General features: G+C 41.7%; 11 protein-coding genes. All 11 read right to left on the reverse strand.

Translation table 11 applies throughout. The annotated features are described in order from the left end of the window. Window positions 1–133: 133 nt before the first annotated feature. The 11 genes from pknB to IGL24_RS14445 all read right to left on the reverse strand — a co-directional run bounded on the left by pknB (window position 134) and on the right by IGL24_RS14445 (window position 12,383). On the reverse strand, window positions 134–2,170 hold the full coding sequence (gene pknB / locus IGL24_RS14395) for a Stk1 family PASTA domain-containing Ser/Thr kinase (RefSeq protein ID WP_207699478.1): 2,037 nt from the start codon (window positions 2,168–2,170) through the stop codon (window positions 134–136). After that, window positions 2,167–2,907, reverse strand: coding sequence for a Stp1/IreP family PP2C-type Ser/Thr phosphatase (locus IGL24_RS14400; protein WP_207699477.1), 741 nt, complete (start codon window positions 2,905–2,907; stop codon window positions 2,167–2,169). The genes pknB and IGL24_RS14400 overlap by 4 nt, the downstream gene beginning before the upstream one ends. Before the next feature lie 12 nt (window positions 2,908–2,919). Then, on the reverse strand, window positions 2,920–4,278 hold the full coding sequence (gene rsmB, locus IGL24_RS14405) for a 16S rRNA (cytosine(967)-C(5))-methyltransferase RsmB (protein ID WP_207699476.1): 1,359 nt from the start codon (window positions 4,276–4,278) through the stop codon (window positions 2,920–2,922). After that, window positions 4,278–5,222: a methionyl-tRNA formyltransferase gene (gene fmt, locus IGL24_RS14410; RefSeq protein ID WP_207699475.1), complete on the reverse strand. Its 945-nt coding sequence runs from the start codon at window positions 5,220–5,222 to the stop codon at window positions 4,278–4,280. The genes rsmB and fmt overlap by 1 nt, the downstream gene beginning before the upstream one ends. Continuing rightward, the gene (def, locus tag IGL24_RS14415; RefSeq protein ID WP_019722350.1) at window positions 5,215–5,706 is read right to left on the reverse strand and encodes a peptide deformylase; all 492 of its coding nucleotides are present in this window, start codon (window positions 5,704–5,706) and stop codon (window positions 5,215–5,217) included. Before def ends, fmt begins: the two co-directional genes overlap by 8 nt. Before the next feature lie 13 nt (window positions 5,707–5,719). Further along, window positions 5,720–8,128, reverse strand: coding sequence for a primosomal protein N' (gene priA / locus IGL24_RS14420; RefSeq protein ID WP_207699474.1), 2,409 nt, complete (start codon window positions 8,126–8,128; stop codon window positions 5,720–5,722). 190 nt (window positions 8,129–8,318) lie between these two features. Next, complete coding sequence (gene rpoZ / locus IGL24_RS14425; RefSeq protein WP_010734097.1) at window positions 8,319–8,624, reverse strand: DNA-directed RNA polymerase subunit omega; 306 nt, start codon at window positions 8,622–8,624, stop codon at window positions 8,319–8,321. 4 nt (window positions 8,625–8,628) lie between these two features. Continuing rightward, the gene (gene gmk, locus IGL24_RS14430) at window positions 8,629–9,243 is read right to left on the reverse strand and encodes a guanylate kinase (RefSeq protein ID WP_206853206.1); all 615 of its coding nucleotides are present in this window, start codon (window positions 9,241–9,243) and stop codon (window positions 8,629–8,631) included. 351 nt (window positions 9,244–9,594) lie between these two features. After that, a complete protein-coding gene (locus tag IGL24_RS14435; protein WP_207699473.1) occupies window positions 9,595–10,485 on the reverse strand; it encodes a YicC/YloC family endoribonuclease in 891 nt (296 codons plus the stop codon). An 18-nt stretch (window positions 10,486–10,503) separates the two neighbouring features. Continuing rightward, window positions 10,504–10,722 (reverse strand): YdbC family protein, encoded by a 219-nt coding sequence (locus tag IGL24_RS14440; protein WP_019722353.1) that lies wholly within the window; start codon window positions 10,720–10,722, stop codon window positions 10,504–10,506. Further along, a complete protein-coding gene (locus tag IGL24_RS14445; RefSeq protein ID WP_207699472.1) occupies window positions 10,692–12,383 on the reverse strand; it encodes a patatin-like phospholipase family protein in 1,692 nt (563 codons plus the stop codon). The genes IGL24_RS14440 and IGL24_RS14445 overlap by 31 nt, the downstream gene beginning before the upstream one ends. Window positions 12,384–12,580: the final 197 nt, after the last annotated feature.

The following is a 12,580-nucleotide window of genomic DNA, read 5'->3' on the forward strand; positions in this document are numbered from 1 at the left end:
ATATTTTACCACAGGACAGCAGAAGTTAGGAGGAATCGCAAAAAATAGACCTGAGAATTTCCTTAAACGTCTACTGCGTTTTGGAATCTCAGGTCTATTTTTAATGTTTGTTGCTACAGATTACTTATGCGGATCACTCAGTATCACTCGTAGATTCTGACGAACTGCTTTTCGTTTCTTCTTCTGAAGATGAACTGCTTGAGCTGCTAGATGAGTCTTTTTCAGAACTTGAAGAAGAAGTTTTGGCTGGGTCAGGTCCTTTTGAATAGATCACATTAATGACCGTTCCTGATGTGATCGAGGCACCTACCCCTGGGTCTGTACGGATCACTTTATCTTTTTCAACTGTATCTGAAAACTCATACGTTTCATGACCGATGTAGTCGGCACCAATACTAGATAAATAGCTTTGGGCATCACTTTTCGTGTAGCCAGAAATATCATTCAACGTCTTCGCATTCGGGCCTTGACTAACAACAAAACTAATAAATGTCGTGTCCATCAATGGTTCCCCAAAACTAGGGGACTGACTGATGATCGCACCTGCGGGAACCGTATCACTATAATCATTAGTTGCACTGATATTTGTGTAACCATTCGTTCTCAAAATACTATGGACCGTTTCATAATTTTGTCCTGTGTAATCGCTCATTGTTGGTTGTGTGCCTTTGCTAACAGTAAACGTGATTGTATCTGATGTCGGATCAACTTCTGTTCCTTCATCTTCTGATTGCGAGATGATGTTCCCGCTCATGATCGCCTCACTGAATTCTTCTTCTTTTTTGATTCGACTTGATGAAAATCCTAGATCAAGTAATTGCTTACGCGCTTCATCATACGACATATCAGTATAATCATCGAGTTGGACTTTTTTCTTACCTGTACTGATATAAAGCGTGACTTCGCGATTTTGTTTCACGGTTGTTCCAGAAGCTGGATCTGTTTTGACCACACTGCCTTCCTCAATCGTATCATCCGCGATTTCTTCGGTATTAGTTGCTACTTTCAATCGGGCTTGGGTCAATGTTTCTCTTGCTGAAGCTTCAGATTGCCCAGACACATCGGGGATCGTGACTTCTCCTCGCCCACCTGAAGCAAATAAAACAGCTGAGCCAATCCCTAATAAGGCAAGTAGAACGAGTAACAAGATCCACCATTTTTTCTTTCGTTTCGTCTTTACATCTGGCATTGTTTCTTCTGGATCTGGTACTTCTTCATTTGTTTTTTCTTCTGGCAAAGGCATCGACTTAAAGGAATCTGGCATTGGTGTTTCTGCCGTTATCGGGGTCAACACTTTCGTTTCGTTCCCCATTGCCTGTGGTTGCCATTTTTCTTCGTTTGCTCGCTCCAATGAAAGAACTGTTGCTAGATCATCGGCCATTTCTTCTGCCGTTTTATACCGATCAACAGGTTCTTTGGCGGTAGCTTTCAAGACGACATTTTCTAATGCTTGCGGCGCACCTGGATCAAGCGCCTTGATTGAAGGCAAGTCATCTTGGAAATGTTTCAATGCGATCGTAACGGCTGATTCTCCATCAAAAGGTACGCTGCCGGTCAACATCTCATATAAAATGATCCCCAACGCATAGATATCCGATTGTTTTGTTGCCATGCTGCCTCTTGCCTGTTCAGGCGAAAGGTAATGAACAGAACCAAGCATCGTATTCGTTTGTGTGATCGATGTTTCAGATAAGGCGATCGCAATCCCAAAATCGGTGATTTTCACGACTCCTTCATTATCGATCAAGACATTTTGTGGTTTTAGATCTCGGTGGATGATTTGATGGCTATGTGCTAAAGAAATCGCAGATAAGATTTGTTGCATGATATTGACTGCTGTTTCATAAGGGATAGGATAATGCGTTTGGATATAACGCTTCAGATCCATTCCTTTTACATATTCCATAACTAAGTACTGCATGTTATCTTCTTCACCGACGTCATAGACACTAACGATATTCGGATGGACAAGTTCGGTTGCTGCTAATGCTTCTCGTTGAAACCGGCGGATCGCCGTTTGGTCATTTTGGAAGTCAAAACGTAGTACTTTGATTGCAACATCGCGATCTAAAATCAAATCATGGGCTAAAAAGACATTTGCCATCCCGCCACTACCGATATTTCCGGTAATTTGATAACGGCCATTTAATTTTCTTCCTGGCTCAATCATGCAACATCCTCCTTATACTCAATAAGAAGAACGCTGATATTATCTGCTCCGCCAGCCTCATTTGCTTGATCAACTAATTGCGTCACTTTTTCTGATAATGATCCTTCTTGATTGATGATCGTACCGATCGTTTCTTCTGACAACATATTGGTCAATCCATCTGAACATAGAAGCAAACGATCTTTTAGCTGCCAAAGATAAGTTGCTACGTCTACTTCTAATGATCCTGGCATCCCCACAGATCGAGTCAAGATATTCTTACGTGGATGATTGACTGCCATTTCTTCGCTGATTTCGCCTGATTTGACCAATTCATTTACTAAAGAATGGTCTTCGGTCAAGCGGATGATGCGATTATCGCGAAGTAAATAAGCGCGACTATCACCAACATTGGCAATCGTGAAGCGTTCCTCGGATAAGGCGGCCGCTACGATCGTTGTTCCCATTCCACTATATTCAGGCTGTTCTTGTCCTAATTGATGAATCGCCCGATTTTCTTCTTGGATTGCTTGGATAAACCACTGCGCAATTTTCTCATCGTCAAGTAAAGCTTGTTCTTCCCAAGCTTCCCCTAAATTTGTTACGGCCATTTGACTCGCAATATCGCCTGCGCGGTGACCACCCATCCCATCGGCTAAAATTGCCAGTTTGATCCCGACTTGGTTTTTAAATACACTGACATAATCTTGGTTCGTATTACGTCTTCTTCCTACATCTGATTGATATTCAATCTGCATTTCTTCACCTCATTATTTTTTGCGCAAACAACAAATGAAAAAGCCATCTGTGTAAAATTGATGTGGATATAACGTCAACATCTTCTCCTTGATTGATGATTGTAGCACAGGATCAGTGGAAACATCAATAGTCTCAAAATCTGGATGGTTAGCTAAAAAGGCAGCAATGACCTCTTGGTTTTCTTCTTTTAAAACGGTACAAGTACTATAAGTCAATATACCTGAAGGTTTCAATGCTGTTGCTGCACTTTCTAATATAGCCAATTGGATGGCTGGAAGATTGGCTAATTCGTTCGCATTCTTTTTGTAACGAATATCTGGTTTTCGACGAAGCAACCCAAATCCAGAACATGGTGCATCTACGAGTATCCGATCAAACTGTGCAGGCGCAAACTCTTCCTTGATTTCTCGTGCATCCATTTTTTGTGCGTAAACTGCATTCGCTACGCCTAAACGTTGCGCATTTTCTTCGATCAATTTCACTTTATGTTCATGCACGTCTAAGGCGACGACTTCTCCTCCGCACGTTGGATCCAAAAATGTCGCAATATGCGTCGTTTTCCCGCCAGGGGCAGCACACGCATCTAAAACATGGAATTCCGGTTCGATCTGCATAGCTGGCGCAACTAGCATCGAGCTCTCATCTTGGATCGTCATCACGCCATCATGGAACAATGTGCTAGAAGCGAGACGTCCCTTTTCTGCAATGATCCCCTGAGGACTGATTGCACTTGCTTTGACATCGAGTCCTTCTTCTTGTAAGACTTGCAATGCCTCTTCTCGTGACATGCGTCGGGTATCGATCCGAGCGCTCACATGGCTTGGTCGATAGAGCGATAAGCCAAGCTTTTCTGTTTCTTCATAACCGATTTGGTCAACAAAACGTTGGGTCAACCACGTGGGCAAACTGATTGCCACTGCTAAACGCTCGATAGGATCAGTAATTGTTTCAAGTGTTGGTCTTTCTTGGCGCAAATAGTTTCTTAGTACGCCATTGACAAATTTCCCTGTCCCGGGATTTCCTTTGACTTTGCCGATTTCAACTGCTTCGTTCAAAATAGCATGATCTGGTACTTTGTCTAAATATTCCAATTGATAGATCGACAAATATAAGAGCGTTTTGACCCAATTGTCCACTTTTTTTGCTTTGACAATCAATGGGGCCAAATAAAATTCAAGCAGACGTTGACGACTGATCGTTCCATAGACGAGTTCCGTGAATAAGCCGACATCTTTTGGATTCAGCTCTCCTTGATTGATCATCTCGTTCAATAGCAAGTTTGAATAGGCACCGCCTTTATTGACACGCTCTAACGTCATCAAAGCCATAAAACGAACGGAGCGTTTCATTTTTTTAGGTATTTTAGCCATTATTCCACCCGCTGTCCAACAGCAACGTTTTGTCCGCTACCATTTAAAAACTCATGGATCAATTGTTTGCCTTTGCCTGCTGGCTGTAACTCATTGATTGCAAGAACGGTTTGATTGCCGCATGCGATCCAGAGTTGTTTTTTGTCTTTATGAATGATCGTACCTGGTGCTTCTTGGGTCGTTTCATCGGCCATTACTGCGACAGCCCATAACTTCCAACGTACAGAGCCATAGTTTGTAAAAGCAATCGGCCATGGACGCATCCCACGAACTTGGCAGTCGATTTCTTCTGCTGTTTTTTCCCAGTCGATAGCTTCTTGTTCACGAGTGATGTTTGGTGAAAACGTCGCTTGATCCTCGTCTTGAGGAACTGGAGTCAACTCGCCAGAAATGATTTTAGGTAAGGTTTCCAGCAATAATTCTTTTCCTAAAAGACTTAATTTTTCAAACATCGAACCAACATCGTCTTGTTTTGTGATCGGGAGACTTGCTTGGGAGAAAATCCCTCCCGCATCCATTTTTTTGATCATTTCCATGATCGTTACACCTGTTTCCTTTTCTCCATTGATAATGGAGTAGTGGACAGGTGCGCCGCCACGATATTTAGGTAATAAAGAGGCATGGACATTGATAGCCCCATGTGTTGGAGCTTGTAATAATTTTTCTGGCAAGAATTGACCAAAAGCAGCGGTTACCAACACATCTGGTTGCAATTCAATGATTGTTTGCATTTCTGGTGATCCAGTGATTTTTTCTGGCTGTAACACAAGAAGATCATGCTTCAACGCCGCAGCTTTCACTGGTGTTGGGGTAATGGTTTTTTTTCGCCCTACTGGTCGATCGGGTTGTGTCACTACTGCAACGATCTCATACCCCTGATCGATCAATCCTTCAAGTATAGGAACTGAAAATGCTGGGGTTCCCATAAATACGATTTTAGTCATCTAAATGTTCCTCCATATATTCTTCGAGTTTTTCTTCTGGGATTTGCTCGATCATTTTATCAATAAATAAAATCCCATCTAAGTGATCGATCTCATGTTGAAAGGCTCGTGCAAGATAACCAAAAGCAGTTACTTCGATTTCCTCTCCGTCACGATCATAGTAACGAACAGTCACTTCGTCTGCACGCTTCACTGTACCGTAGACATGCGGAATACTTAAACAACCTTCCACATCGATGCTTTCTCCTTTTGCTTCAATGATCTCAGGGTTGATCAGTTCAAATTTATCCCCTTCATCTACTTCGACGATAGCGATTCGCTGATTTTTACCAACTTGCGGTGCGGCGATACCGACTCCGTCATTTGCGACCATCGTTTCATATAAATTATCTAACAATACGATCGTTTCATCCGTGATCATATCGATTGGCTGAGCTTTTCGATTCAATTTTTTATTTGGGTGGATCATTATTGGATAACGCATAGTGTTTCCTTTCTTAAATAAAATGCAGCGGCTCGTTATCGATCGCAACAAATAGATTTTGTCGTTGTTCTTTTTGGCTTTGATCCAAGATTTCTTTCAGCGCATTAGCCAGTCCTGGCTCATGTTTATACTTGATGATCAACTGATAGTAGTAACGATTTTTCACGCGTAAAACGGAACTAGGTACTGGACCTAATAGTAGGCTGTTTGGTCCGAGTACTTGCTTTAACTGACTGGCGATCTGAAAGATTTTTTTCGCTGCGACTTGTTCTTCAGGATGGCTCGTCGTGATTTTCACCGTGAAGTAATAAGGTGGATAGCCGCCACGATGTCTTACATTCATCTCTTGTTGATAAAAGCGTTCGTAATTTTGTTCTTTTGCCAACGTCACAGCATAATGGTTCGGGTTGAATGTTTGGATAACGACCTCCCCTGCTTTTTCAGCTCTTCCGGCTCTTCCAGATACTTGTGTCAGCAATTGGAAGGTGTGTTCACTGGAACGAAAATCAGGTAAGTTTAACGAGGTGTCCGCATTTAGAACGCCGACTAGAGTCACATCAGGAAAATCCAATCCTTTTGCGATCATCTGCGTTCCTAATAAAATATCGGCTTCTTTATTACCAAATTTTTGTAAAATCCGTTCATGTGCCCCTTTTTTCCTTGTCGTATCCACATCCATCCGCAAAATTCTTGCTTGCGGATAAAGTGCTTGTAGTTCTTCTTCGACTTTTTGAGTGCCTGTGCCATAATAACGGATCTTGTTGCCGCCACAGTTTGGACAACGATGCGGGATTGCTTCTTCATGCCCACAGTAATGGCAACGCATCGAGCGTGAATCCATATGGAGAGTCAGTGAGATATCACAATTCGGGCAAGGCAAGACAAAGCCGCAATCACGACACATCACAAAGGAAGAATAGCCTCGTCGATTCAACAAAAGAACGGTTTGTTCTTTTTTTTCTAAGCGATCTTGGATCTTTTCTTGCAATAATCGTGAGAAGGTCGATGTTTGGTTTTTTTCGAACTCTTCGCGCATATCGACAACTTCGATCTCAGGTAATTGCGCACTCGTTTTTGCGCGTTGACTCAAATGTAACATGCGATAAACGCCTTTTTGCGCACGGGCTCTTGATTCAAGGGATGGGGTTGCACTCCCTAAAACGATTGGGCAGTGATGATATTTTCCACGCCATAACGCTAAATCTCTCGCATGGTAACGTGGCGTTTCATCTTGTTTGTAACTGGATTCATGCTCTTCATCGATGATGATCAACCCGATATTTTCTAGTGGCGCAAAGATCGCTGAGCGGGCGCCGACAACGACTTGCGCTTCATTACGCTCGATTTTACGCCATTCGTCATATTTTTCACCTTGAGATAAGCCACTATGTAACACTGCGACAGATTCTCCAAAGCGACCTTTAAAACGTTCGACCATTTGAGGGGTCAACGCAATTTCAGGAACCAGCATGATCGCTGTTTTCTTTTCTGCCAAGACATCGGCAATTGCTTGAAGGTAGACTTCTGTTTTCCCGCTACCAGTGATTCCTTCAAGTAAAAATGTCTCATTTTTTCCTTGGTGACACGCTTCAATGATCTGTTGGACAGCTGATTGTTGTTCTTCATTCAACTGTAACGCAGTCGTCCGTTCAAATACACGATCTTTATAAGGATCACGATAACTTTCAACTTCTTCGAAACGCAACCACCCTTTATCTCTGCCTTGATTCAAGATGACAGAGCTGACTCCTTTTTCTTTGAAGTAAGAAACAGGCATTGGTTTTTCCATTTCTGATAAATAAAGCAGTAATTCTTTTTGTTTTTTTGCGTTTTGTCTGAGCGTTCCCCACGCTTTATCCAGTTGTTCCTTTGATAAAAGGGAATGAACGACACGGATCGTTTTCACTTTGTTTTTTGTATGGACTTCATAACGAATATCCACTAGCTTGTTCTTACGCCAACGGATCAATTGCGGTAAAAGCCCAGTTTCTTCCGCCTCTTTCCAAGAAATCTCTTGTCTGCCTGCGAACAATGCCACGACCTCTGGTTCATCCGTGACCGGATAAATGAGTTTGTCGTATTCTGCTTTCATGACACTTGGTAGCATTGTTTGTAAACAAGTGATTTTGAAGGCATACGTGATCGTTTTCATATAATCGGCTAACAGCATCAGCTCTTGATTGACCACAGGTGCTAGATCAAGCAACTGACGGATCGGCTTCAATTCTTTTTCAAGAGGTTGCTCCTTTGCTGTCAACGCCATCACAAATCCTTGGACTTGGCGATTGCCGTTTCCAAATGGTACTGCCACTCGCATGCCCACTTGGATAGCCGCTTCCATCTCAGAAGGAACCAAATAGGTGAATGCTTGATCGGTTTGCATCGTTGGTACATCTACAATCACATCCGCAATAACGGTCATGGACTCCTTCTCCTTTCTTCATCTTGGTTTTTAAACACAAAATGGCTCTTGACCATTTTACTAGAGATTCCTTGTTTTGTCTTACTTTCTGCCGAATCCTAACAAAAAATTAACGCAGGAAAAAAAAGAGCCTAGGAACAATTCCCAAGCTCGTGGCTTTGTCTATTTTAAAGCGAATATCGTTGCGATCTTACAGTTTTTGCTCGTCGCGAATACGAGATTCTAATTCTTGTTGTGCACGGTCTTTTTGCGCTCTGCGTTCTTCATCTTCCATGCGTAGACGTTCACGTTTCAATTCAGGATGTGGATCGCTGATCACATTTCCTGCTTCGATTTCTTCTAAAGCTTGCCCAACACTTTTGACAGAATCAAATGAATCCATTGTTGGTTGTGCTTTTGCGTCCAATTCATGTGCACGTTTACTTGCTAAGATCACTAGAGAATACTTTGAATTCACGCGATCTAATAATGAGTCGATTGAAGGTTTTAACATCATAAGACTACATCTCCTTTAACATTTTGATATATTTTCCGATGACACGGTCGACACGGAAATGTTCACTTGCAATAATATCTTTGATTCGGTTGACTGCTAATGGCACTTCGTCGTTGACAACAGCGTAGTCATACAATGCCATCATTTCGATTTCTTCCTTAGCGACTTTCATTCGTTCTTCGATTACTTCATCTGCATCTGTTCCACGTCCAACGATTCGTGATTTTAACTCTGCTAAATCAGGGGGCGTTAGGAAAATAAATACGCCGTCAGGTACTTTTTCTTTCACTTGTTTTGCACCTTGGACTTCGATTTCAAGGAAAACATCTTTTCCTTCGTCTAAGGTTTTGTTGACATACGATAGTGGGGTACCGTAATAATTCCCAACATATTCTGCATATTCCAACATTTCGCCTTCAGCGATCATTTGTTCAAATTCTTCGCGGCTTCGGAAATAGTAGTCGACTCCTTCAACTTCTCCTTCACGCATCTTGCGTGTCGTCATCGAAATCGAATATTGGAAATCATTATCCTCACTCTCAAAAATTGCTTTTCGTACTGTGCCTTTTCCCACACCGGATGGACCAGACAACACGATTAATAATCCACGCTCTGACATGACGACGTCCTTTCAACTAGTCTTTTTTATACTATTGCTTATTTTGCACTTTTTTCTTGCAACTTTCAAGGCTATTTTTTATTATAGCTAGAAAACCTAGAAAAAGCTAGTCTACTTCCTGCTAAGGAGCCCGAGACAAAAGTAAAATTTACTTTTGTTGTATACCTAAAAAACGAATAAACGGCGGGAGCAGAAGTAACCTCTTCGGAAATAAGACGGAATCCACAAAAATTTGAAAAGCAATTTCCGTGGATTCCGTCTTATTTCTCGAGGCTGAACACTTCTGTCCCGACCTCATTTCATACACGAGCCTGCCTAACAGACAGTTCGTCAGTCAGTCAGGCTGGAAAATCACTCGATATTTTGGATTTGCTCACGGATTTTTTCTAAAATCGTTTTCGATTGGACGACCCGATTTTTGATCTCGATCGCACTTGTTTTTGAACCGATCGTATTGATTTCGCGATTCATTTCTTGGAGTAGAAAATCTAATTCCCTACCGATGGGATAGTCTGCATCAAGCAATTCTTCCAGTTTCTGCGTATGGATCACTAAGCGGTCGATTTCTTCATGGATATCGCCACGCTCCAAAAGAATCGCTATTTCGGTCAACAAACGTTCTTGCTCCACTTCTGCTCCTAGATATGCTTCGATTTTTTCTTGATATTTTTTTTGGAATTCTTGCTCGTAGATCTCTACAAAACTTGCCAATCCATCAATGACCTTTTTGAATTCTTTGGTTTGCTGAAGAAAAACTTTTGCTAACGCTTGACCTTCTTTACTCCGGCTTTCTTCGATGGAACAAAGCGCTGTTTCCATCGTTTCTTTCGCTAGTTGAGCAAGGATTTCTTGGTCTTCTTCCGTTGATTCTGCGATCGTCACAAACTCTTCATTCAGTGCAAAACGTTCGATCAGCGCACCGATCGATAAAGGATTTGATTCTCCATATCTTTCTTCAATACCTGTGGTCAATTGGGTATAAAGCGTATCGATCAATTGCCAATTGATCGTCACTTTCTTCTCTTGTTCACCCAGATAAGTGAGATTGATAAACACATCCACGCGTCCTCGGCTAAGTTTTGTTTTGATCAATTGTCTCAATTCATTTTCAACAAAACCTAATACTTTCGGACTACGAACTTGGATATCTAAAAAACGTTGGTTGACACTTTTGATCTCGATTTCAAGTTGATAATTCTTTTGCTCTCGGATGGCACTGCCAAAGCCAGTCATGCTTTTCATGCGACAGAGTCCTTTCTTTTACATATTTTTGATTGCTTTTTGCAACTCTTCAAACTCTTCATTCGTCAAGGTTAGCCCTTTACCCATTTTTTCATGGTCAGGTGCCCAATCGCGCAAGTCAAATTTCGGTGGTCTGCCATTCCAGCTCACCAAGTTCAATTCTTTACGCCACCCTTTATTGTTTTCAGATAAAACTGCAATTTCTTCTACGATCTCATATGAGAATTCTTGTGCCATGGTTGTTCCTCCTTTAGATAATAAAGATAGAGATACATCAAAGTTTCTATCGCATCTGTATTGAGTTGCCGTTGTATGCGATCATACTTTTTTTCTTTCACGTATTGGTGAAATCTCTTTTCCCTCGTTACGTGTATTTTAGCATTTCGTTCGAGTTTTCGAAACTTCAGCCATTCACTGGCGTTCAACTGCCCAATTGCTTTTAAAAATGCTTCGTCGATTTTATTTTCTTTGCAAATGGTCGGCAACATCTCTTCGACAGTATACACTTTGTTCGGTAAGATCAATTTGTGTTTCGCTAATAGCTCAAGCATTGCCAATCCGCATGTTTCAATGGCGACCCTGTCTTTATATACATTACGCAAGTCACGCCAAAATTTTCCTTTGTGAAAAAAGGATAGATCTAGCTTTAGCTCTTCGAATAAGAAACGCAAGAAACGCCGCCAATAGCGTTCAGCTGGTTGTGCCATGTCAAATGTATACCAATTTCCTTGATAGATTCCTAAACATTTCTTTGCTTCTAAATAACCTAGTTGGATATTCAATTGGTTTCTTTGACGCTCAAATACTAAGAAACCACCTAAAGACCAATTTGAACTACATTTCCATGTCACTAAAGCATCTGGTTGCTTGAATTTTTTTGCTACACCAGGACCTTGGACATCGACGATCAAGACTTCGGTCGCACCTTGCTTGATCGCAATATCGACCGGTACATTGTTTCGATACCCACCATCGACATACTTGGATTCGCCGATCTGCCGATAAGCCATAGCAGGGTAAAAAGAAGCAGAGGCAAGTATCCAATCCGCGATTTCTGTTGGTGCTAACGCTTGGATCCTTGTGACTGTTTCTTGAAATTCAGGAATTTTCGTTGTCACTGTATATAGTTGTGGTTGCTTGGTCTGTTTGATTTTTTCTGCATCAAGGTGTTGTTCGAGTAACGCTTCTAGTGGAGCAGTCGAGGCGCCGCCTTCGACTACTGCACTGCGTGTCATCAAGCTCGCCTCTTGGATATACCGTTGCCTTAAATCTTCTGATAAGGCCACTTCAGGCAATGCTAATACTTGATTGGTCGACAGCTCATGCCACAACTCGGTTGCTTGGGCTAATTGATCCTGAACGATCAATGCCCCATTCAGCGCACCTACAGAAGTACCAGTAATGAGTGAGATTTTTAAATCTGCTTCTTTCAGTGCTTTCCAGACCCCGATCTGGTACGCACCATGCGCGCCTCCTCCACCTAAGACAAGTCCCGTATGATAGGACAGCGCCTTTCCCAATGTACTCGTCCCCGAATAACCATTTCGTTGAAAGCGATCGATCATATTTGACGAGATAGGGTGATCAAAGTGGAAGCAAGCATATTTTTTGAAAAAATAACGGACAGTACTTTCTAGTAATACAAAAATTTCGGACCATTGCCAATACTCTTCTTCGATCAATATGTTTGTGTAGGTCAGTTTTTCATTCGTTATTTCTGCAGAAAAGTAAATGTTCATCTTCTGCGAGACGATTTTCCATGCCTGTTGTTTTTTTGCTTGTTGCCAAAAATGTTGACGGCTTTCTTGATGGGTAGTGAAAAAGGCAAAAGGTTGTTTCGCTTGTTGCACGCCACTCTGCTGATAACGTTCCGACCAATAGACTTTTTGGACTTTCATAGACACCTCTGCTTCTCTTTTTCCTTTATTATATCAGTAAACAGCCAAAAAGGGCGCGCGTGGACAGTAGCACGTTATCAACGTTATATATAGATTGCTTTTTACGCATTATCCATACTTTATCAATAAAATAATCGTTACTTTGTAATCGAATTTTAAAATAAAAGAAACAAGCTTTTTTTCAGTAAATGTTGTAA

Origin of the sequence: Enterococcus sp. DIV2371 (genome assembly GCF_050498525.1) — a bacterium.
GTDB classification, from domain to species: Bacteria; Bacillota; Bacilli; order Lactobacillales; family Enterococcaceae; genus Enterococcus_B; species Enterococcus_B mangumiae.